Annotated in this window: 20 protein-coding genes and 2 tRNA genes; 16 read left to right on the plus strand and 6 right to left on the minus strand. The window is 55.9% G+C overall.

All coding sequences use genetic code 11. The features are described 5' to 3' along the window. From BQ7483_RS01260 to BQ7483_RS01280, 5 genes are all read right to left on the minus strand, one after another. On the minus strand, positions 1-725 hold a 725-nt coding region (locus BQ7483_RS01260), incomplete at its 3' end, for an ATP-binding cassette domain-containing protein (RefSeq protein ID WP_139247506.1). Between the two features lie 541 nt (positions 726-1,266). Continuing rightward, positions 1,267-2,604 (minus strand): peptidoglycan DD-metalloendopeptidase family protein, encoded by a 1,338-nt coding sequence (locus BQ7483_RS01265; RefSeq protein ID WP_317041258.1) that lies wholly within the window; start codon positions 2,602-2,604, stop codon positions 1,267-1,269. 36 nt (positions 2,605-2,640) lie between these two features. After that, positions 2,641-4,638: a type I pullulanase gene (gene pulA, locus BQ7483_RS01270; protein WP_072544562.1), complete on the minus strand. Its 1,998-nt coding sequence runs from the start codon at positions 4,636-4,638 to the stop codon at positions 2,641-2,643. Positions 4,639-4,705: 67 nt separating this feature from the next. Beyond that, positions 4,706-5,272 carry a crossover junction endodeoxyribonuclease RuvC gene (gene ruvC, locus BQ7483_RS01275; RefSeq protein WP_072544563.1) on the minus strand — a complete coding sequence of 189 codons (567 nt, stop codon included), beginning with the start codon at positions 5,270-5,272 and terminating at the stop codon, positions 4,706-4,708. Beyond that, positions 5,269-5,574, minus strand: a complete 306-nt coding sequence (locus BQ7483_RS01280; protein ID WP_022021167.1) for a DUF4286 family protein — start codon at positions 5,572-5,574, stop codon at positions 5,269-5,271. The genes ruvC and BQ7483_RS01280 overlap by 4 nt, the downstream gene beginning before the upstream one ends. A 104-nt stretch (positions 5,575-5,678) precedes the next feature. On the opposite strand from BQ7483_RS01280, the gene BQ7483_RS01285 reads away from it, so the two are divergent. From BQ7483_RS01285 to BQ7483_RS01335, 11 genes are all read left to right on the plus strand, one after another. Continuing rightward, positions 5,679-5,752, plus strand: a tRNA-Ala gene (locus BQ7483_RS01285). A 138-nt stretch (positions 5,753-5,890) separates the two neighbouring features. Further along, positions 5,891-6,925, plus strand: coding sequence for a phenylalanine--tRNA ligase subunit alpha (gene pheS / locus BQ7483_RS01290; RefSeq protein ID WP_072544564.1), 1,035 nt, complete (start codon positions 5,891-5,893; stop codon positions 6,923-6,925). A gap of 123 nt (positions 6,926-7,048) precedes the next feature. Then, a complete protein-coding gene (locus BQ7483_RS01295) occupies positions 7,049-8,245 on the plus strand; it encodes an MFS transporter (RefSeq protein ID WP_072544565.1) in 1,197 nt (398 codons plus the stop codon). After that, positions 8,242-8,904, plus strand: coding sequence for an endonuclease III (gene nth, locus BQ7483_RS01300; RefSeq protein WP_072544566.1), 663 nt, complete (start codon positions 8,242-8,244; stop codon positions 8,902-8,904). Before BQ7483_RS01295 ends, nth begins: the two co-directional genes overlap by 4 nt. A gap of 140 nt (positions 8,905-9,044) precedes the next feature. Next, the gene (locus BQ7483_RS01305) at positions 9,045-10,304 is read left to right on the plus strand and encodes a phosphoglycerate kinase (protein WP_139247495.1); all 1,260 of its coding nucleotides are present in this window, start codon (positions 9,045-9,047) and stop codon (positions 10,302-10,304) included. Between the two features lie 69 nt (positions 10,305-10,373). Beyond that, positions 10,374-11,432 (plus strand): porin, encoded by a 1,059-nt coding sequence (locus tag BQ7483_RS01310; protein ID WP_072544567.1) that lies wholly within the window; start codon positions 10,374-10,376, stop codon positions 11,430-11,432. 31 nt (positions 11,433-11,463) lie between these two features. After that, the gene (locus tag BQ7483_RS01315; RefSeq protein ID WP_072544568.1) at positions 11,464-12,378 is read left to right on the plus strand and encodes a glutaminase; all 915 of its coding nucleotides are present in this window, start codon (positions 11,464-11,466) and stop codon (positions 12,376-12,378) included. A 110-nt stretch (positions 12,379-12,488) separates the two neighbouring features. Next, positions 12,489-14,219: a lysine--tRNA ligase gene (gene lysS / locus BQ7483_RS01320; RefSeq protein ID WP_022021160.1), complete on the plus strand. Its 1,731-nt coding sequence runs from the start codon at positions 12,489-12,491 to the stop codon at positions 14,217-14,219. Positions 14,220-14,229: 10 nt separating this feature from the next. Further along, on the plus strand, positions 14,230-15,225 hold the full coding sequence (locus BQ7483_RS01325; RefSeq protein WP_022021159.1) for an NAD(P)H-dependent glycerol-3-phosphate dehydrogenase: 996 nt from the start codon (positions 14,230-14,232) through the stop codon (positions 15,223-15,225). A gap of 56 nt (positions 15,226-15,281) precedes the next feature. Next, positions 15,282-16,619: a glucose-6-phosphate isomerase gene (locus BQ7483_RS01330; RefSeq protein ID WP_022021158.1), complete on the plus strand. Its 1,338-nt coding sequence runs from the start codon at positions 15,282-15,284 to the stop codon at positions 16,617-16,619. Positions 16,620-16,623: 4 nt separating this feature from the next. Then, a complete protein-coding gene (locus tag BQ7483_RS01335) occupies positions 16,624-17,370 on the plus strand; it encodes an inorganic diphosphatase (protein WP_072544569.1) in 747 nt (248 codons plus the stop codon). A gap of 63 nt (positions 17,371-17,433) precedes the next feature. Here BQ7483_RS01335 and BQ7483_RS01340 read toward each other — a convergent pair whose 3' ends face one another. Next, complete coding sequence (locus BQ7483_RS01340; protein WP_022021156.1) at positions 17,434-17,607, minus strand: hypothetical protein; 174 nt, start codon at positions 17,605-17,607, stop codon at positions 17,434-17,436. Between the two features lie 149 nt (positions 17,608-17,756). Here BQ7483_RS01340 and BQ7483_RS01345 point away from each other — a divergent pair, with 149 nt between their 5' ends. From BQ7483_RS01345 to BQ7483_RS01365, 5 genes are all read left to right on the plus strand, one after another. Further along, positions 17,757-18,401, plus strand: coding sequence for an AlbA family DNA-binding domain-containing protein (locus BQ7483_RS01345; RefSeq protein WP_072544570.1), 645 nt, complete (start codon positions 17,757-17,759; stop codon positions 18,399-18,401). A gap of 22 nt (positions 18,402-18,423) precedes the next feature. Continuing rightward, the gene (locus tag BQ7483_RS01350; protein ID WP_072544571.1) at positions 18,424-19,827 is read left to right on the plus strand and encodes an alanine/glycine:cation symporter family protein; all 1,404 of its coding nucleotides are present in this window, start codon (positions 18,424-18,426) and stop codon (positions 19,825-19,827) included. An 80-nt stretch (positions 19,828-19,907) separates the two neighbouring features. Beyond that, positions 19,908-20,537 carry a hypothetical protein gene (locus BQ7483_RS01355; RefSeq protein WP_072544572.1) on the plus strand — a complete coding sequence of 210 codons (630 nt, stop codon included), beginning with the start codon at positions 19,908-19,910 and terminating at the stop codon, positions 20,535-20,537. 8 nt (positions 20,538-20,545) lie between these two features. Beyond that, positions 20,546-21,121, plus strand: a complete 576-nt coding sequence (locus tag BQ7483_RS01360) for a uracil-DNA glycosylase family protein (protein WP_072544573.1) — start codon at positions 20,546-20,548, stop codon at positions 21,119-21,121. Between the two features lie 76 nt (positions 21,122-21,197). Beyond that, positions 21,198-21,273: transfer RNA gene (locus BQ7483_RS01365), tRNA-Trp, on the plus strand. The last annotated feature ends 30 nt before the right edge of the window (positions 21,274-21,303 follow it).

Below are 21,303 nucleotides of genomic sequence, written 5' to 3' on the forward strand. Positions count from 1 at the left end.
TCGGCCCGGCGGAAGGCAGCCAGATACTCGTCGCGCGTCTGCTTGCGGCCCACGCGCCGCTCCGCCACGGGCACCACGTGGGTGATGAACGGGGGCACGTCGTCGAGCATCGAGAGTACCAGCACCAGCTGTACCGTGCCCGTGCGGGCGATACGCTCCAGCAGGTCGGCCAGCAGCCGGCGCGTGTCGGCGTCGAGGCCGATGAAGGGGTTGTCCATCACCAGCACGCGGGGCTGGGTGAGCAGGGCCTTGGCCAGCTGGAACTTGCGCAGCTCGCCGCTGCTCAGCAGGATGATTTTCTTGTCCATGAGCGGCTCCAGCCCAAAGAGGTCGAAGAGGTGCCGGCGCCGTTCCTCGTCCCTTACAGGGCCCAGCTGCTGGCGCACGGTGGGTGCCTCGTCCTGGTCGTGGGCATTCCAGCGCTGCTGGTAGTAGTAGTTGGCATCGGCGCTCCCGTAGGTGTCGCGGAAGGCGATGGTGCGGATGTTGTCGTAGGCCGAGGCCGAAGCCGAGGGGCGGAAGTCGTAGGCCAGCGTGCCTCCGGCCAGCGGATACTTGCCCGTCAGCAGGTCCACCAGCAGGCTCTTTCCCGCGCCGTTGGGGCCCATGATGGCAATGTGTTCGTCCGCCCCGAAGGCCACCGTAGCAGGCTCAGCCAGCCTCACCTGCGGCAGGCGGGGCACGCCGGCAGTGAGGCATATTGTTTGTTGTCCGTTCGTTTCCATATCATTCTGTTGCATTTACGCCGCGAAGATACGACATTTTCACTTACGATGTTGCTCCCCGGCCGACAAATAGTTTCCGGCAAAAAACGGACGGATGAAGAGCCGAAAATCTGAAGCGAGACACCCATCCAGCCCGTTACGTTACAATTGTTACAACGTTACAATTAGTTTTTTCAATTTCCTCCTCCCTGTAAAGAAAAAAGTGTTAAATATTTTAATACTATATATTATATATATAAATATATATAATATATAGTATTAATTTTCTCTCCCGCATTTTTTCGTGTGACAATTTTGCTAATTGTAACGTTGTAACAATTGTAACGCGTAACGCCCAAAATGTCTTTTCCTGAATTCAGTAGACTAACCCAATCCTGCAAAAATCCTCAAACAAATCGGCGGAAAGCCCGAAATACATTTAGAGACCGCGCGCGCCGCGCACGAAAAGCACCGCCCTGCGCATGCAAAAACGGTGCCTTCCCATCAGAAAATCAGCGAGTTATTTTTATTAACACAAAAAGCATATTTCGTTAACAGATTTTCACTGAATACCGATATCCTGTTTTTGGCCGCCGGCCGCGGAAACGGTATCTTTGTCAGTGCCGGCCGGTTCGGAGGGCGGAGCGAGGGTCGCGAGCCGCTTCACCAACGAATCGCACAGCTGGCCGAAGGCCGCACGGTGGGCCGGGGCGATGGGTTTCTTGGGTTGCGACTTGATGGTGAGCGGGTTGATGGGGCGCCCGTTCTCGTAGACGCGGAAGTCGAGGTGGGGTCCCGTAGAGAGGCCGGTAGACCCCACGTAGCCGATAATCTGCTTCTGCTGTACCATGTCGCCCACCTTCAGGCCCTTGGCGAAGCGCGACAGGTGCATGTAGGTGGTGGTGTAGGTGCTGTTGTGGCGTATCTTCACGTAGTTGCCCCCGCCGCCGGCCTGGTAGGCACGGGCGATGACCTTGCCGCTGCCGATGGCATAGACGGGGGTGCCGGCAGGAGCGGCATAGTCCACGCCGTGGTGGGCCCGGTAGCGCTTCAGCACGGGGTGGTAGCGGCTGTTCGTGAAGCGCGAGGAGATGCGGTAGAAGTCGAGCGGTGCCTTCAGGAAAGCGCCCTCGAGGCTGTTGCCCCGCTCGTTGTAGTAGAGCTCCTCGTCGTCCTGCACGAAGGGGATGGCATAGTAGGTGCTGTCCGAGGCACGAAACGAGGCCGCCAGGACGTGGAAGTTGTCGAGCGCCTGCCCGCGGACGTACTCCTGCTCGTAGATGACGCGGAACTCGTCCTCCTTCTGCAGGCCGAAGAAGTCGATGGTCCAGCCGAAGATGTGCGACAGGGTGACGGCCAGCAGGGGCGACGTGCCGCTGCGCTGCATGGCCACCCAGAGCGACGACTCCACCTGTCCGACGACCGTCTGCGTGCGCCACTCGGCAGGGTTCTGCCCGCGGCTGACGGCCAGGTCGCCGCGGAGGTCGAAGACGACGTACGACTTGGGGTCTTCCTCGTAGACAAAGAAGCGCGGAGGAGCCAGGCTGTCGCGCTTGCTGAAGAACAGGGCGTAGGCCTGGCCGCTACGGATGCGGCGCACGTCGAACACGCCGCGAGCCTTCTCGCCCAGGCGGTGCACCGTGCGGGTGTCCACGCCATGTCCGCCCAAGATGGAGCCCAGGCTCTGGCGGGGCTGTACGATGCCATACTTCAGGTTGTAGCGGTCCACCGGGATGCCATATTCGCAGACCATCTCCTGCACGTCGGCAGAGTCGGTCACCGTCACTTCGTCGAGCTCGCCGCCACCCCGGTAGGTGGGCAGGAAGAGCAGCAGCGCTCCTGCCGCCACCATCACCAGCAGGGCAGAAAGCCATATTTTCTTGTTACTGAACTTGAACACTTCTTTAATTGAAAATGGAGAATGGATAATTGAGAATTATTTCCAGGCGATGAGGGCCGACTGGGCAGGCACCGTCAGTTCGGCACCCGACACCTTGGCCAGGCCGCCTTCATTAATCGCCCCGTCCTTGCACACTATAGTATAATTCCCCTGGGGCACGGCCACACGGGCGGGCTCGCGACGCGAGTTGAGCACCACGACAATGTCTTCCCAGCGGTCGCCGCCGGCATGTTCCTTCAGGCGCCAGGCCACGAGGTTCTTGCCCTCGACAGGCAGGAACTCCAGATGGCGGCGCACCAGCTCGGCCGAACCCAGGCGGAAGGCCGGATGGTTCTTGCGCAGCTGTATCAGGCCCTTGTAGTAGGCAAAGACATCGGCATGCAGGGCCTTGCGGCTCCAGTCGATGGCGTTGATGGAGTCGGGACTCTGGTAGCTGTTGTGCACGCCCTTCTTGTCGCGCATCACCTCCTCGCCGGCATAGATGAAGGGGATGCCCTGCGAGGTGAAGACGGCCGTCTGGGCCAGCTTGTCGAGGCGGGCCAGCTCGTCGTCCTTGATGCCGGGGATGCTGGCACGCAGGCGGTCGACGAGGCACATGTCGTCGTGACACGACACGTAGCTGATCATCTGCGTAGGTTCGCCCGCCCAGGGTGCCTGGCTGTAGTTGACGGAGTCGTTGCACACCTGCGGATGCTGCACGGCACCCACGATGCCAAACTTGATGCTCTCCTCACCGCCCGGCAGGCCTGCCAGGAAGGCGCCCTGCTTGTTGTCGTTGAAGGGGCCGCGGAGGGCGTCGCGCATCTCATCGCTGAAGGCGGCGATGCCCGGCATGCGGTAGGTATTGGCCTTCATGGCCAGCGAGTCCTGCGGGAGCTGGGGCGCCTGGGCCGCCCATCCCTCGCCGTAGACGATGATGGAGGGGTCGAGGGCCGTGAGGGCGGCACGCACCTCGTTCATCGTACGGATGTCGTGGATGCCCATCAGGTCGAAGCGGAAGCCGTCGATGTGGTACTCGCGCGCCCAGTGGAGCACGGACTCGACGATGTACTTGCGCATCATGGGACGGTCGCTGGCCGTCTCGTTGCCGCAGGCCGAGGCGTCGGCATAGGTGCCGTCGGGGCGCTGGCGGTAGAAGTATCCGGGAGCGGTGCGCTCGAAGTTGCTCCCGTCGATGCTGAACGTATGGTTATAGACCACGTCGAGGATGACGCGGATGCCTGCCTGGTGGAGCGCCTGCACCATCTGCTTGAACTCGCGGATGCGCACGTCGGGGCGGTAGGGGTCGGTGGCATACGAGCCGTCGGGCACGTTGTAGTTCAGCGGGTCGTAGCCCCAGTTGTAGCGGTTCTCGTCCAGGCGGGTTTCGTCGATGGAGGCATAGTCGTAGGAGGGCAGCAGGTGGACGTGCGTCACGCCCAGCTCGCGCAGGTGGTCGATGCCCGTGGCCAGTCCTTCGGGCGAACGGGTACCCGCCTCCGTCAAGGCCAGGAACTTGCCCTTGTGCTCGATGCCCGATGCGGGCGAAATGGAGAAGTCGCGGTGGTGCATCTCGTAGATCACCACGTCGGCCGCCGAGCGGAGGGGCGGACGGCGGTCGTCGGCCCAGCCTTCGGGGTCGGTAGAGCGAAGGTCGATGATGGCGGCCCGATGGCCGTTCACGCCGACGGCCTTGGCAAAGATACCGGGCGTATCGCCCAGCCAGCGGTCGCCGGTCTTGACGTTGAAGGTGTAGAACTTGCCCAGGAGGTCTTCCGCAACGGTGGTGTGCCACACACCTTCTTCACCCGCCTCCATGCTGACGGTGCGGTAGGCATGTCCGCCCTCGCCCTCGTTGTAGAGCATGAGGCGCACCTCGTCGGCCGTCGGTGCCCAGAGGGAGAAGCGGGTGCCCTCGGGGGCATATTCCATCTCCGCCAGGCTGCCCGAGCGCACGGGGTAAAGCTCGTAGGAGGCATACTCGTTCTTCGCGGGCGCACAACCGGTAGCCGTTGCCACCGCCACACCCAAAATGGCCAAATCATTCAGTTCCATGGCTTATTTCTCTATTAATTGTTACATTATATATATAATTCTCAACTCTTCACTCTCAACTCTCCACTCACCTCACCTTGTCGGGATTCTTGGCAATGAAGTCTTTCCAGCCGCGGTAGGCCTTGTCCACCGTGGGCCGCCCCATCTGTAAGTAGTGGCAATAGGCGGCGGCCAGGGCATCGGTGGCGTCCATGAAGGTAGGCATGTCGGCCTTGTCGAAGCGGAGCATGCGCTGGAGCATGTCGGCCACCTGTTCCTTCGAGGCCTGCCCGTTGCCGGTGATGGCCATCTTGATCTTGAGCGGCGCATACTCGGTGATGGGGATGTCGCGCCCCAGGGCGGCGGCCATGGCCACTCCCTGCGCCCGCCCCAGCTTGAGCATGGACTGGACGTTCTTGCCGAAGAAGGGGGCCTCGATGGCCAGCTCGTCGGGCAGGTAGCTGTCGATGATGCCCAGCACACGCTGGTAGATGTGCTTCAGCTTGAGGTAGGTGTCGCCCACACGGCGCAGGTCCACGACCCCCATGGCCACCATCTCGGGCTTGGTGCCCGTGACGCGCAACACGCCGTAGCCCATGAGGTTGGTGCCCGGGTCGATGCCCAGGATAATCTTTTCCTTGACCGGCGCTATCACTCCACCACCTCCATCAACGTGGGAAATCCCACCACCTTGTCCTTGAACATACGGAGCAGCTCGTCGTTGAGCTTCACCCCCTGGGTGCAATGCCAGCGGTGCAGCAGGGCCGAGCTTTCCACCTCAAACTGAACGGAGTAGCAGGTGCTCCCCTCTTCGCGATGACTCAGGATGCGCAGGATGCGCGGGGCATGCAACGTGCCCTCCTTCTCCACCTCGGGCAGGTAGCATTCCTTCATCCAGATGAGGAAGTATTTCTCCTGTCCCTCTTCCACGTGATACGTCGTATTATAGACCAACATAATTTTTTTCGTTATTTTTTCTGCAAACATAGCAATTATTTCAGAAATATGCATTATCTTTGCGCCATCAAAACGAAAGCCATGGTGCAAACGTTTACAATTTTGGGGTATTAGCTCATCTGGCTAGAGCGCGACACTGGCAGTGTCGAGGTGAGCGGTTCGAGTCCGCTATGCTCCACGCAAAGTCCTTGACAACGGAAGTTTCAAGGACTTTTTTCGTATCTTTCCGGCTCTTGGCGAAACGAAGTGACAAGAAAGTTGTATCTTTGCAACGTTTTCAAGACAAAAGACGAAAAATCAAAAAGACAACAACGATATGATAGCTAAAATCAACGAGCTTCTGCAGGAAGTGGAAGCACTGACGGCCTCCAACGCCGAAGAACTGGAGGCACTCCGCATCAAATACCTCAGCAAGAAGGGTGCCATCAACGAACTGATGGCCGACTTCCGAAGCGTGCCCGCCGACCAGAAAAAGGAAGTGGGCATGAAGCTGAACGAGCTCAAGAACAAGGCACAGGAGAAAATCAACGCCCTGAAGGAGCAGTTCGAAAGCCAGGACACGGGTTGCGACGACCTGGACCTGACACGCACCGCCTACCCTGCCTCGCTGGGCACACGCCACCCCCTGTCCATCGTCAAGAACGAAATCATCGACATCTTCTCGCGCATGGGCTTCAACATTGCCGACGGCCCCGAGGTGGAGGACGACCTGCACGTGTATACCAAGCTGAACTTCGCCGCCGACCATCCGGCACGCGACATGCAGGACACCTTCTTCGTGGACGTGAACCCCGGCGACGTGACCAAAAACATCATCCTGCGCTCGCACACCAGCTCCGTGCAGGTGCGCACCATGGAGCACGCCCAGCCGCCCATCCGCATCATCTGCCCGGGACGCGTGTACCGCAACGAGGCCATCAGCTACCGCGCCCACTGCTTCTTCCACCAGGTAGAGGCCCTGTACGTGGACAAGGGCGTGTCGTTCACCGACCTGAAGCAGGTATTGCTGCTCTTCGCCCAGGAGATGTTCGGCAGCGACACAAAGATACGTCTGCGTCCGTCCTACTTCCCCTTCACGGAGCCCAGCGCCGAGATGGACATCAGCTGCAACATCTGCGGTGGCAAGGGATGCCCCTTCTGCAAAGGTACCGGTTGGGTGGAAATCCTCGGTTGCGGCATGGTGGACCCCAACGTACTCGAAGCCTGCGGCATCGACAGCAAGGTCTACTCCGGCTACGCCCTGGGTATGGGCATCGAGCGCATCACCAACCTGAAGTATCAGGTGAAGGACCTGCGCATGTTCTCTGAAAACGACACCCGCTTCCTGAAGGAATTCGAAGCGGCCCGATAAGACATAGAGCAGCGGCGAGCGGTGAGCGGTGAGTGGTGAGCATCCGTCCGAAAATCCACTGACCGCTGACCGCTCATTACTAACCGCTAACCACTCACCACTAACCGCTAAAACCGACCGTTCATGAAAGACCGGCTCATCACTCCAAGTTACTGCTTCATTCTGGCAGCCAACTTTCTGCTCTACTTCGGCTTCTGGCTGATGATGCCCGTACTGCCCTTCTACCTGACGGAGGTATTCGGGGCAGACAAGTTCACGATGGGGCTCGTCCTGTCGTGCTACACTATTGCGGCCCTGTGCATCCGCCCCTTCTCGGGCTACCTGCTCGACACGTTCGCCCGCAAGCCCCTCTACCTGGTGGCCTACTTCATCTTCACGTCCATCTTCGGGGGCTATCTGCTGGCCGGCACCCTGACCCTCTTCATCATCCTGCGCATCGTCCACGGCGTGTCGTTCGGCATGGTGACGGTGGGCGGCAACACGGTGGTCATCGACATCATGCCCTCGTCGCGCCGCGGCGAAGGGCTGGGCTACTACGGACTGGCCAACAACATCGCCATGTCCATCGGCCCCATGGCAGGCCTCTTCCTGCACGATGCGGGCATCGGCTACACGTGGATATTCTGCACCTCGCTGGGTTCGTGCCTGGCCGGTTTCTGTTGCGCCACGCTGGTCAAGACACCCTACAAGCCGCCCGTGAAGCGCGACCCCATCTCGCTCGACCGCTTCATCCTGCTCAAGGGTCTGCCTGCCGGAGCCAGCCTCCTGCTCCTGTCCATCCCCTACGGCATGACGACCAACTACGTGGCCATGTATGCCCGCCAAATCGAGATAAACGCCTCCACGGGCTTCTTCTTCACCTTCATGGCACTGGGTATGGCGGTGTCGCGCCTCTTCTCGGGCCGACTGGTGGACAGAGGCAAGATTACGCAAGTCATATCCGCAGGACTGGTGCTGGTGGTGTTCAGCTTCTTCCTGCTGGCCGCGTGCGTGTACATCATCCGCTGGGACAGCCAGGCCTGCACGGTGGTGTTCTTCACCATCGCCCTGCTGCTGGGCATCGGCTTCGGCACCATGTTTCCCGCCTACAACACCCTGTTCGTCAACCTGGCGCCCAACAGCCAGCGCGGCACGGCCACCTCGACCTACCTCACCTCGTGGGACGTGGGCATCGGCATCGGCATGCTGGCCGGCGGATACATTGCCGAAATCAGCACCTTCGACAAGGCCTACCTCTTCGGTGCCTGCCTGACGGTGGTGTCCATGCTGTACTTCAACCTGAAAGTGGCTCCCCACTATCACCGCAACAAACTGAGATGAGAAAGAAAGAACGATACGAAAAGATACTGGCCTGGTTCAGGGAGAACCGGCCCGTGGCCGAAACGGAGTTGCACTACAACAACCCCTTCGAGCTGCTCATCGCCGTCATCCTGTCGGCGCAATGCACGGACAAGCGTGTCAACATGATCACGCCTCCGCTCTTCCACGACTTCCCCACCCCCGAAGCGCTTGCCGCCACCACGCCCGAGGTGGTGTTCGAATACATCCGCAGCGTGTCCTACCCCAACAACAAGGCCCGCCATCTGGTGGGCATGGCGCAGATGCTCGTCAAGGACTTCAACAGCCAGGTGCCCGACACGCTGGAGGAACTCATCAAGCTGCCCGGCGTGGGACGCAAAACGGCCAACGTCATCCAGTCTGTCGTGTTCAACAAGGCCGCCATGGCGGTAGACACGCACGTCTTCCGCGTGAGCCATCGGCTGGGGCTGGTGGGGCCGAGCTGCACCACCCCGCTGAGCGTGGAGAAGGAGCTGACCAAGCACATCCCTGAGACCGACATCCCCATCGCCCACCACTGGCTCATCCTGCACGGACGCTACGTGTGCCAGGCCCGCACGCCCCAATGCGATGCCTGCGGCCTGAAGATGCTGTGCAAAGACTATGAAAAAAGGACGGGCGCCAAAGAGGCAGAAAGCTAAAGCGGCATGCCCCACCCCCTATATTTTTAAGATTCACAACGTAAAAAAACACGCTTTGCGAACATTTTACAGAAAATAATGCTAACTTTGCGGGCAAGTTTAAAAGAGAATATTCGTAACACTTTTAAATAAAATAGAGCATTATGACAATTGATCAATTCAACTTTGCCGGTAAAAAGGCATTCGTCCGCGTGGACTTCAACGTGCCCCTGGACGAGAATTTCAACATCACAGATGACACCCGTATGCGTGCCGCTCTTCCCACTCTGAAGAAGATCCTGGCCGACGGAGGCAGTTTGATTATCGGCTCTCACCTGGGCCGTCCGAAAGGCGTAGCCGACAAGTTCTCCTTGAAGCACATCCTGAAGCACCTGGACGAGCTGCTGGGCATTGAAGTTCAGTTTGCCAGCGACTGCATGAGCGAAGAAGCCGCCGCAAAGGCCGCTGCCCTGCAACCGGGTGAAGCCCTGCTGCTGGAAAACCTGCGCTTCTACGCTGAAGAGGAAGGCAAACCCCGTGGCCTGGCCGACGACGCTACCGACGAAGAGAAGAAAGCCGCCAAAGCAAAAGTTAAGGAAAGCCAGAAGGAATTCACCAAGAGACTGGCTTCGTATGCCGACTGCTATGTGAACGATGCCTTCGGTACCGCTCACCGCGCACATGCTTCTACGGCACTCATCGCTAAATATTTTGACAAAGACCACAAGATGTTCGGCTACCTGATGGAGAAGGAAGTGAAGGCCGTCGACAAAGTGCTGAACGACATCCACCGTCCGTTTACCGCCATCATGGGTGGTTCGAAGGTTTCTTCCAAGATTGAAATCATCGAGAACCTGCTCAACAAGGTAGACAACCTCATCATCGCCGGCGGTATGACCTATACCTTCACCAAGGCTATGGGCGGCAAGATCGGTATCTCCATCTGCGAGGACGACAAACTCGACCTGGCTCTCAACCTGATGAAGGAAGCCAAGGAAAAAGGCGTGAACCTGGTACTGGCTACCGATGCCAAAATCGCCGACTCCTTCTCGAACGACGCCAACACGAAGTTCTGCAAGGTGAACGAAATTCCTGACGGATGGGAAGGCCTCGACATAGGCCCCGAGAGCGAGAAGCTCTTCGCCGACGTCATCAAGACTTCCAAGACCATCCTGTGGAACGGCCCGACGGGCGTATTCGAATTCGACAACTTCACTCACGGCTCTCGTGCCGTAGGCGAAGCTATCGTAGAGGCTACAAAGAACGGCGCCTTCTCACTGGTAGGTGGCGGTGACTCCGTAGCTTGCGTCAACAAGTTCGGCCTGGCCAGCGGTGTATCTTATGTATCGACCGGCGGCGGCGCTCTGCTCGAAGCCATCGAAGGCAAGGTACTTCCGGGTATTGCAGCCATCAACGAATAAGACATAATCACCAACCGAAAGAGGGTGTGTCAAGGAAAGATACGCCCTCTTTTCTTTTTTAAAACTTCCATGAAGAAACTGCTGATACTATGGCTTGCCTGCGCCTTCATGGCTTCGGCCGCCGCACAAGAAAAACAGGAAGAAGGAAAGAAATCCCAGGCCAAGACGCTGACCAACGTCGTGAACACCCTGAAGGACCGCATCACCCTCGAAGGATACATCCAGCTGGGATATACCTACAACGACCAGCCGGCAAGCAAAACCAATACGTTCGACATCAAACGCGCCATCCTCATGGCCCGCGGACGCATCACCGACCACTGGTCGTGCTACTTCATGTACAGCCTGGCCAACTCGCCCAAGATACTGGAAATCTACACCGAGTATCATTTCCTGCCCGAAATCAGCGTGCGCGTTGGCCAGTTCAAGACGATGTACACCATCGAGAACCCCATGTCGCCCAGCGTACTCGAACTGATCAACGTCAACTCACAAGCCACCAACTACCTGGCCGGATACAACGGAAGCGACCCGCTCTACGGCTCGACCACCGGCCGCGACATGGGTCTGATGATTTACGGCGACCTCTTCAAGGGCCTGCTGAACTACAAACTGGCCGTCATGAACGGACAGGGCATCAACCTGAAGGACGGCAACAACCAGAAGGACATCGTGGGCAACCTGATGGTCAACCCATTGGAATGGCTGTCCGTGGGCGGCTCCTTCATCAAAGGAAAAGGCTGTGCCGTAGCCACTTCGGACATCAACCCCGACATCCAGGTGGGCGACAGCTATACACGAAACCGCTGGGCCGCAGGCTTGAAAATCAAACTGAAACAACTGGACCTGCGAAGCGAATACCTGGCCGGCAAGGACGGCACCGTGAAGAGTGACGGCTACTATGCCACGGCCAACGTGCACCTCATCAGCAACAAACTGGACTTCATAGCCTCCTACGACTACTTCAACAAGAACAAGGCCGCCGACAACAAGCAGACCAACTACATCGCCGGCCTGCAATGGTGGTTCTATCCCAAATGCCGCCTGCAGGTGCAATACACCTATTGCAACCCTCATCTGGGCGAGAACTACAACCTGCTACAAACCCAAGTACAAGTCCGATTCTAAAACTCACCCTGCTTCCCAAACCTTACCAACCATGAATTACGACCGCATTCTGCAAGAAATTTATCAGGAAATACAGCCATACGCCCACCAGGGAGAACCCGCCGCATATATCCCCGACCTGCTGAAAGTAGATCCCGACCGCTACGGCATCTGCCTCCATACCCTCGACGGGCACGAGCATGCCATGGGAGATTGCGACGAGCGCTTCGCCATCCAAAGCATCTCCAAGGTCTTTGCGCTGGCTATGGGTTTCGCCCGATTGGGCGACCGCCTGTGGCAACGCATCGGTGTAGAGCCGTCGGGCAACGCCTTCAACTCCATCTTCCAGCTCGAGCTGGAGCACGGCATTCCCCGCAATCCCCTCATCAACGCGGGCGCACTGGTCATGACCGACATCCTTCTCTCTTCACTGGAGTATCCCGAACGTGAATACCTGGCCTTTGTACGAAGCCTTTGCGGATGCGACTCCATCCAGTATGACGAAAGCATGGCCGCCTCGGAGCGTGACCACGGCTACCTGAATGCAGCCATCGTGAACATGTTGAAATATTATGGCAACATCGAGAACGATGTGGAGCGCGTGCTCCGCTTCTACTTCCGCCAGTGCTCGCTCAAGATGAATTGCCGCGAATTGTCACGCGCCTTCCTGCCCTTCGCCGACCATACGCACGCCTTCAGCTTTGACGGCACCGACCTGACCACCTCACAGGTAAAGCGCATCAACGCCATCATGCAGACATGTGGCTTCTATGACGAAGCGGGTGAATTCTCCTACCTCGTGGGTCTGCCCGGCAAGAGCGGTGTGGGAGGAGGTATCGCCGCCATCTGTCCCCGCCAATACTCGGTAGCCGTCTGGAGCCCCCGCCTCAACAAGAAAGGTAACTCCATCATGGGCCTGAAAGCACTCGAATTGCTCACTACCAAGACCGCCGTCAGCATTTTCTGATTGCCTGACGCCCCTATCCGCCTGCCTCTCCTGTCATTTTGCTGAAAAAAGCATGCGAATGTGAAAAATGTTTCGTATTTTTGTACCCAAATTGAGTGAATTTTAACGATATGAACGTTTTAGAACTAAGTGAACAGGAAATCATTCGCCGCAACAGCATGAATGAACTTCGCGCGATGGGCATCGACCCCTATCCCGCAGCAGAGTATGTAACCAACGCTTTCTCTACCGACATAAAAGCCGAATTCAAGGACGACGACGAACCGCGCCAGGTGTCCATCGCCGGACGTATGATGAGCCGTCGTATCATGGGGAAAGCCTCTTTCATCGAATTGCAGGACTCCAAAGGACGTATCCAGGTATACATCACCCGCGATGACATCTGTCCCGATGAAAACAAGGACATGTACACCACCGTGTTCAAACGTTTGCTCGACCTGGGCGACTTCATCGGCATCGAAGGCTTTGTCTTCCGCACCCAGATGGGTGAAATCAGCGTTCATGCCAAGAAACTGACTGTACTCGCCAAGAGCCTCAAGCCCCTGCCCATCGTGAAATACAAGGACGGAGTGGCTTACGACTCGTTCGAAGATCCTGAACTCCGCTACCGCCAACGGTACGTAGACCTCATCGTGAACGACGGCGTCAAGGAAACGTTCCTGAAACGCACCAAAGTCATCTCGACCATGCGTGCCGCCCTCGACGAAGCCGGCTATACCGAAGTGGAGACACCCATCCTCCAATCTATCCCCGGCGGTGCAAGCGCCCGTCCGTTCATCACCCACCACAATTCGCTGGACATCGACCTGTACCTGCGTATCGCCACCGAGCTGTACCTGAAGAGACTCATCGTAGGCGGATTCGAAGGTGTATACGAAATTGGAAAGAACTTCCGCAACGAGGGTATGGACCGCACACACAACCCCGAATTCACCTGCATGGAGCTCTATGTACAGTATAAGGACTATAACTGGATGATGAGTTTCACAGAAAAGCTGCTGGAGCGTATCTGCATCGCCGTAAACGGTTGTAGCGAAACCGTCATCGACGGCAAGACAATCAGCTTCAAAGCTCCCTACCGCCGTCTGCCCATCCTCGATGCCATCAAGGAAAAGACCGGCTACGACCTCAACGGCAAGAGCGAAGAGGAAATCCGCCAGATTTGCAAGGAACTGAAGATGGAAATCGACGACACCATGGGCAAGGGCAAGCTCATTGATGAAATCTTCGGAGAATTCTGCGAAGGGACCTTCATCCAGCCGACCTTCATCACCGACTACCCCGTCGAAATGAGTCCGCTGACCAAGATGCACCGCAGCAAGCCGGGCCTGACCGAACGCTTCGAGCTGATGGTGAACGGCAAGGAACTGGCCAATGCCTATAGCGAGCTGAACGACCCCATCGACCAGGAAGAGCGCTTCAAGGAGCAGCTGCGCCTGAGCGAAAAGGGCGACGACGAAGCCATGTTCATCGACCAGGACTTCTTGAAAGCCTTGCAATACGGTATGCCTCCCACATCGGGTATCGGTATCGGTATCGACCGTCTGGTCATGCTGATGACAGGCAAATCCTATATCCAGGAAATACTGCTCTTCCCGCAGATGCGTCCCGAAAAGGTGGCTCCCAAAGACGCACCGGCCAAATATATCGAACTCGGCATCCCCGAAGCATGGGTACCCGTCATTCAGAAAGCCGGCTATAACCAGGTGAGCGACATGGCGGAAGTCAATCCTCAGAAACTTCACATGGATATCTGTGGCATCAACAAGAAATATAAGTTGGAACTGACCAATCCAAGCGTCAACGACGTGGCCGGATGGATAGAAAAATTGAAGAACTAACCGAACAGAAATGAAAGTTCCCGGAAAGATAGCCATCATGGGCGGAGGTAGTTGGGCGACAGCCATTGCCAAAATGGTGCTCAACCAAGCCGAGTCGATCAATTGGTACATGCGGCGCGACGACCGCATTGCCGACTTCAAACGGCTGGGCCATAACCCCGCCTATCTGACGGGCGTCAAATTCGACACCAAGCGTATCAATTTCAGCTCCAACATCAACGATGTAGTGAAGGCTTCCGATACGCTGATATTCGTCACTCCGTCTCCCTATCTCAAGTCGCACTTGAAGAAGCTGAAGACCAAAATCAAGGACAAGTTCATCATCACGGCCATCAAAGGCATCGTGCCCGACGACAACCTGATTGTGTCCGAATACTTCACCAAAGAATATGGGGTACCGGCCGAGAATATCGCCGTCGTGGCAGGTCCCTGCCATGCTGAAGAAGTAGCGCTGGAGCGTCTTTCTTACCTTACTATCGCCTGCCCCGACATTGACAAGGCCTCTATCTTTGCCCGCCAGCTCAGCTGCTCGTACATCAAGACATCCGTAAGCAACGACGTGGTTGGCATTGAGTATGGTTCGGTCCTGAAAAACGTATATGCCATCGCGGCCGGCATCTGCAACGGGCTGAAGTATGGAGATAACTTCCAGGCCGTACTCATTTCGAACGCCATACAAGAGATGAACCGTTTTCTACAAACCGTTCATCCCCTGGACCGCAATGTCAACGAATCGGCCTATCTGGGCGACTTGCTGGTAACGGGGTATTCCAACTTCAGCCGCAACCGTACCTTCGGCACCATGATAGGAAAGGGATATTCAGTAAAAAGCGCACAGATTGAAATGGAAATGATCGCTGAAGGCTATTACGGCACCAAGTGTATCAAGGAAATCAACAAGCACTACCACGTCAACATGCCGATTGTAGACGCCGTCTACAACATCTTGTACGAACGGATATCTCCCATGATCGAAATCAAGCTACTGACCGACTCTTTCAGATAATTCGGACGTCGAATAAAAGACAGACACAGAAATAACTTTTTAAATTAATAAGGAATATGATTAGTTTAAACATCGAAAAAACCTTTGGATTCATCTCCAAAGAAAGCATCTCAGCTTACGAAGCCAAGGTAAAAGAAGCACAGGAAGCACTCGAAAACGGTACCTGCAAAGGCAGCGATTTCTTGGGATGGCTGCACCTGCCTTCTTCCATCACCAAAGAACACCTGGACGACTTGAAGGCTACCGCCCAAGTATTGCGTGACAATTGCGAAGTCGTAGTTGTAGCCGGCATCGGTGGAAGCTACCTCGGTGCACGCGCCGTCATCGAAGCCCTGTCCAACAGCTTCGTATGGTTGCAGGAAAAGAAAAATGCGCCTACCATCCTTTTTGCCGGACACAACATCGGCGAGGATTATTTATATGAACTGACCGAATACCTGAAAGGCAAGAAATTCGGCGTCATCAATATCTCCAAATCGGGTACGACTACCGAAACCGCCCTCGCCTTCCGTCTGCTGAAAAAGCAATGCGAAGACCAGCGTGGCAAGGAAACAGCCCAAAAAGTCATTGTAGCCATCACCGACGCCAAGAAAGGCGCTGCACGCGTTACGGCCGACAAGGAAGGCTACAAGTCGTTCATCATCCCCGACAACGTGGGCGGACGTTTCTCCGTACTGACTCCGGTAGGCTTGCTGCCTATCGCCGTAGCCGGATTCGATATCGACAAACTGGTGGCCGGTGCCGTTGAAATGGAAAAAGCCTGCGGTGCAGACGTTCCTTTCGAACAAAATCCTGCCGCCCTGTATGCCGCTACCCGCAACGAGCTCTACAAGAATGGCAAGAAGATCGAAATTCTGGTCAACTTCAACCCCAAACTCCACTACGTCAACGAATGGTGGAAACAGCTCTATGGCGAATCCGAAGGCAAGGAAGGCAAAGGTATCTTCCCCGCAGCCGTAGATTTCTCGACCGACCTCCACTCCATGGGACAATGGATTCAGGAAGGCGAACGTACCATCTACGAAACGGTTATCTCCGTTGAACAACCTACTCACAAGCTGGTAGTACCCAGCGATGACGAAAACCTGGACGGTTTGAACTTCCTGGCCGGCAAACGCGTGGATGAAGTCAACAAAATGGCCGAACTGGGCACTCAGCTGGCTCACGTAGACGGTGGCGTACCCAACATGCGCATCTCTGTACCCGCACTGACTGAGGAATGCATCGGCGGCCTGCTCTACTTCTTTGAAAAGGCTTGCGGCATCAGCGGTTACTTGCTGGGTGTCAATGCCTTCAACCAGCCGGGTGTAGAGGCTTACAAGAAGAATATGTTTGCCCTGCTCAACAAGCCGGGCTACGAAGCTGAATCCAAAGCGATCCGCGCAAGACTGTAACCACATGAATTCCATTCACGAATCCATGGCCCGCTATCTTCAAGGTAGCGGGCATTCTTGTGTCCGCCTCAAGGCTGTATTGTTCGACATGGATGGCGTGCTCTTCGACTCCATGCCCTATCATGCCGATGCCTGGCACACGGTGATGGAACGCCATGGCCTTCACTTGAGCCGCGAAGAAGCCTTCCTGCACGAAGGGCGCACCGGTGCAGACACCATCAACCTCGTTTACCAGAGGCAGTTTGGCAAGGATGCCACTCCCGAAATGATTCAAGAGATTTATGAGGAGAAGAGTCGGGAGTTCAACAAGAATCCCGAGCCCAAACGCATGCCGGGAGCATGGGAACTGATGCAGAAAGTCAAGGCAGCCCACCTGACTCCTGTACTGGTCACCGGTTCGGGCCAAACCTCCCTACTGGACAGGCTGGAGCACAGCTATCCAGGGACATTCGACTGTGCCCACATGGTCACGGCATTCGATGTCAAATATGGCAAACCCAACCCCGAACCCTACCTGATGGGATTGGAAAAGGCACACGTGGCAGCCAACGAAGCCATCGTCGTAGAGAATGCCCCTATCGGAGTGCAGGCAGGAGCAGCCGCAGGAATTTTCACCATAGCAGTCAATACCGGCCCCTTGGACGGACAAGTACTGCTTGACGCCGGCGCCAACCTGCTTTTTTCTTCCATGTCAGACTTCTGCAACCATTGGGAAGAAGTTTATCAGGCGTTTCAACAAACTTCCTTATAAAAAAGAAGGTGGACATGCCTTTCCGGCACGTCCACCTTCTTTTTTACTTTTCACTCTGCTATCTTATTTGGCAGCTTCCAAAGATGCTTTACGGAAAGCCTTCATAGCCTTTTCAATTTCCAACGAAGCCTTGCGTGCACGAGTACCGGCAGCTTTGTTACCATTTTCAACTTGTGCTTTCGCATCTTTCTCGAATGCTGCATATAATTCAGCAACCTTCTCTACTAATTCTTTCATAATCCCTTTTTATTTACTTTGTTAATAATGTACGGCAAAAATACATTCTTTCGCGAAATAAAAACACAAAAAGGATATTTTTTTTTATCTAAAACGCAATTTTATGATAAAAAATGAATAATCGGCGTTTTTTCCCTACTTTTGCAGCCATGAAGACTCTCACTGACACTGAATATATACATGCGCTCATTGACGAAGGAGAACACCAGCAACAGGACTTCAAATTCGAAATTTCGGATGCCCGCAAGATTGCCAAGACTTTGTCGGCTTTTGCCAATACCGATGGCGGACGGCTGCTGATTGGCGTCAAGGACAACGGGAAAATTGCCGGAGTACGCTCCGACGAAGAAGTCTATATGATCGAAGCGGCTGCGCAGATGTACTGCTCTCCCCCCATGGAAGTACAAACCTATACCTATCAGGTGGAGGGAAGAACGGTCCTGCTGGCACAAATCAATGAAAGCGACCGGAAGCCCGTATATGCCAAAGACGAAAGCGGCAAGCTGCTGGCCTACCTCCGCATCAAGGACGAAAACATCCTGGCCACTCCCGTACACCTGCGTGTGTGGCAACAACAGGAAAGCCCCCGCGGAGAATTGATGGAATACACTGAACGAGAACAACTGCTGCTCGACCTGTTGGAACAGAACGACCGCCTGTCGCTGAACCGATATTGCCGGCTGGCCCGGCTTTCACGACGTGCCGCCGAACATCTGCTGGCCAAATTCATCCGATACGGCATCGTAGAAACCGTTTTCGAAGGGCACAAGTTTCATTTCCGCCTGAAAAAATAAATCACCTCACCACACAACCCTTATGCAAGCAATCAACTTTATCAACGACATCCTTTGGACCTATCTTCTCATCGCCCTCCTGCTGGGATGCGCCGTCTGGTTCACGCTGAAAACCCGCTTTGTCCAGTTCCGCATGGTCAAGGAAATGATACGCCTGCTGGCCGACTCCACGGGGAGCAACAACGGCACCAAGCACATTTCGTCTTTCCAGGCATTCGCCATCTCGATAGCCAGCCGTGTAGGCACAGGAAACCTGGCGGGTGTTGCCACCGCCATTGCCATAGGCGGGCCGGGAGCCGTCTTCTGGATGTGGGTTATCGCCCTGTTCGGAGCCTCCAGTTCGTTTGTCGAGTCTACCCTGGCCCAGCTTTACAAGGAAAAAGGCAAAGACTCGTTTGTGGGAGGACCGGCCTACTACATGAAGAAAGGTTTGAAGCAACCCTGGATGGGCGCCCTCTTTGCCGTACTGATTACCGTGACCTTCGGCTTTGCCTTCAATTCGGTACAGAGCAACACACTGTGTGCAGCTTTCGAAAACGCTTTTGGCGTCAGCCATAGCCTTACGGGAGGCATCATCACCCTGTTGACCCTCCTCATCATCTTCGGCGGCGTACAGCGCATTGCCAAGGTCAGCAGCATCCTCGTTCCCGTCATGGCATTGGGCTACGTAGCGCTTGCACTCGCAATCGTCCTGATGAACATCACAGAACTTCCCGCCGTCATTGCCCTGATTGTCGGCCATGCCTTCGGTTGGGAGCAGGCGCTGGGGGGAGGCGTAGGCATGGCGCTGATGCAAGGCATCAAGCGCGGGCTCTTCAGCAACGAAGCCGGTATGGGTTCCGCTCCGAACGTGGCCGCTACCGCCAACGTTACCCACCCCGTCAAACAAGGACTTATCCAGACACTGGGCGTATTCACCGACACATTGATCATCTGCACCTGCACGGCCTTCATCATCCTGTTCAGCGGAGCACCTCTGGACGGTTCGACCAATGGCGTTCAGCTCACCCAACATGCCCTGACCAACGAAATCGGTCCCTCGGGAGGCATTTTCGTGGCCATCGCGCTCTTCTTTTTTGCTTTCAGCAGCATCTTGGGCAACTATTATTATGGAGAAGCCAACGTACGCTATCTCACCCGCCGGAAGTGGATCCTGACCGTCTACCGCCTGCTGGTAGGCGGCATGGTGCTGTTCGGCGCCCTTACGACGCTGGACGTTGCCTGGGGACTGGCCGACATCACCATGGGACTGATGACCCTCTGCAACCTGACAGCCATCACCCTGCTGGGGAAATATGCCTTCCGATTGCTCGAAGACTACCGCATGCAGAAGCGGAACGGCATCAAGGACCCCGTCTTTACCAGCGACCGGCTGGAGGGACTGGAAGACGACCTGGAGTGCTGGAAGAAGAAAGTTGAGAAATAAGCCCCTTACAATATTGGCGTAAACCTACTTATTTCGTAAATTTGCGCCACAACTGAAAAAATCATACATAACTAAGATATATGGGAATATTTGCCAATCTGTTCAAGAAGAACGCAGGAGAAAACTCCTCGAAGAACGTGGAAGACTTCGTGTTGCTGACGCGTGTCTATTTCCAGTCCGTAATAGCCTCCAACCTGGGCATCACCAACATACGCTTCGTGCCTGATGTAGCCACCTTCAAGCGCTTGTTCAAGATACCTACCCAAGGCGGACGACTGGGCCAAGGCGAGAAGACCGCCTCCAAGAAGATGCTGATGCAGGACTACGGACTGAGCGAAAACTTCTTCAAGGAAATCGACGCCTCCATCAAGAAACATTGCCGCACCCAAAACGACGTGCAGGCCTACCTCTTCATGTACCAGGGCTTCTCCAACGACCTGATGATGCTGATGGGCAACCTGATGCAATGGAAATTCCGCATGCCGTCCATCTTCAAAGGTGCCCTGAGAACCATGACCGAAAAGACCGTACACGACGTCTGCACCAAGACCGTGTGGAAGAAGGACGACGTCCACAAGACCGCCGCTTCCGTACGCCAGTACAAGGAACGCTTGGGCTACTCGGAGCAATGGATGACGGAGTATGTCTACAACGTCGTCATGCTGGCCAAAAAAGAAGCCAAGCATAAAAACCACGAAGAGAAGAAATAGGCCGTATCATGGAGATCGAACAGCATCCGCTGGAACCCTTCCTGCCGGCCAACGCCCGCCTGCTGATGTTGGGCAGCTTTCCTCCCCAACGCAAACGGTGGAGCATGGAGTTCTACTACCCCAACTGGAACAACGACATGTGGCGCATTGTAGGCCTCATCTTCTTCGGCGACAAGGAGCACTTCGTTGTCAAGGGGAAAAGGGCCTTTTCCAAGGACGAACTCATTGCTTTCCTTCAGGAAAAAGGCATTGCCCTCTACGACACGGCAACTGCCGTCCGACGATTGCAGGACAATGCCTCCGACAAGTTTCTGGAAGTGGTCCAGCCGACCGATGTCCGCGCTCTGCTCGAAAAGCTGTCCCAATGCCAAGCCATCGTCACCACCGGCGAGAAAGCAACGGAAACCCTCTGCCGGACCTTCGCTCTCACGGCTCCCAAGGTGGGCGACTTCACCGAATTCGTTTTCGAAGGACGTCCCTTGCGCCTCTACCGCATGCCCTCCTCATCGCGCGCCTACCCGCTGGCCCTGGACAAGAAGGCGGCTGCCTATCAGGTCATGTACCAGGACCTGCAGATGCTATAATCTCTGCGTCACACAGAAAATAAAGCGGTAAAGGCTTGCGGAATCAAAACTTTCCACTACCTTTGCAGCCGCAAACACGGGAATAGCTCAGTTGGTAGAGCATCGGTCTCCAAAACCGAGTGTCGGGAGTTCGAGCCTCTCTTCCCGTGCCACACAAAAAAATCCGGTATTCCTCGAAAGGA

The sequence above is a fragment of the Mediterranea massiliensis genome (assembly GCF_900128475.1).
Classification (GTDB): Bacteria; Bacteroidota; Bacteroidia; order Bacteroidales; family Bacteroidaceae; genus Bacteroides; species Bacteroides massiliensis_E.

Bases quoted from the DNA above. Each gene is read 5' to 3' on its own strand.
- BQ7483_RS01340 (WP_022021156.1), bottom strand. From the start codon at position 17,607: ATGAAAGAATTAGTAGAGAAGGTTGCTGAATTATATGCAGCATTCGAG.
- BQ7483_RS01310 (WP_072544567.1), top strand. From the start codon at position 10,374: ATGAAGAAACTGCTGATACTATGGCTTGCCTGCGCCTTCATGGCTTCG.
- BQ7483_RS01315 (WP_072544568.1), top strand. From the start codon at position 11,464: ATGAATTACGACCGCATTCTGCAAGAAATTTATCAGGAAATACAGCCA.
- BQ7483_RS01350 (WP_072544571.1), top strand. From the start codon at position 18,424: ATGCAAGCAATCAACTTTATCAACGACATCCTTTGGACCTATCTTCTC.
- pheS (WP_072544564.1), top strand. From the start codon at position 5,891: ATGATAGCTAAAATCAACGAGCTTCTGCAGGAAGTGGAAGCACTGACG.
- BQ7483_RS01295 (WP_072544565.1), top strand. From the start codon at position 7,049: ATGAAAGACCGGCTCATCACTCCAAGTTACTGCTTCATTCTGGCAGCC.
- BQ7483_RS01330 (WP_022021158.1), top strand. From the start codon at position 15,282: ATGATTAGTTTAAACATCGAAAAAACCTTTGGATTCATCTCCAAAGAA.
- BQ7483_RS01355 (WP_072544572.1), top strand. From the start codon at position 19,908: ATGGGAATATTTGCCAATCTGTTCAAGAAGAACGCAGGAGAAAACTCC.
- BQ7483_RS01335 (WP_072544569.1), top strand. From the start codon at position 16,624: ATGAATTCCATTCACGAATCCATGGCCCGCTATCTTCAAGGTAGCGGG.
- pulA (WP_072544562.1), bottom strand. From the start codon at position 4,638: ATGGAACTGAATGATTTGGCCATTTTGGGTGTGGCGGTGGCAACGGCT.
- BQ7483_RS01325 (WP_022021159.1), top strand. From the start codon at position 14,230: ATGAAAGTTCCCGGAAAGATAGCCATCATGGGCGGAGGTAGTTGGGCG.
- BQ7483_RS01360 (WP_072544573.1), top strand. From the start codon at position 20,546: ATGGAGATCGAACAGCATCCGCTGGAACCCTTCCTGCCGGCCAACGCC.
- nth (WP_072544566.1), top strand. From the start codon at position 8,242: ATGAGAAAGAAAGAACGATACGAAAAGATACTGGCCTGGTTCAGGGAG.
- lysS (WP_022021160.1), top strand. From the start codon at position 12,489: ATGAACGTTTTAGAACTAAGTGAACAGGAAATCATTCGCCGCAACAGC.
- BQ7483_RS01280 (WP_022021167.1), bottom strand. From the start codon at position 5,574: ATGTTGGTCTATAATACGACGTATCACGTGGAAGAGGGACAGGAGAAA.
- BQ7483_RS01345 (WP_072544570.1), top strand. From the start codon at position 17,757: ATGAAGACTCTCACTGACACTGAATATATACATGCGCTCATTGACGAA.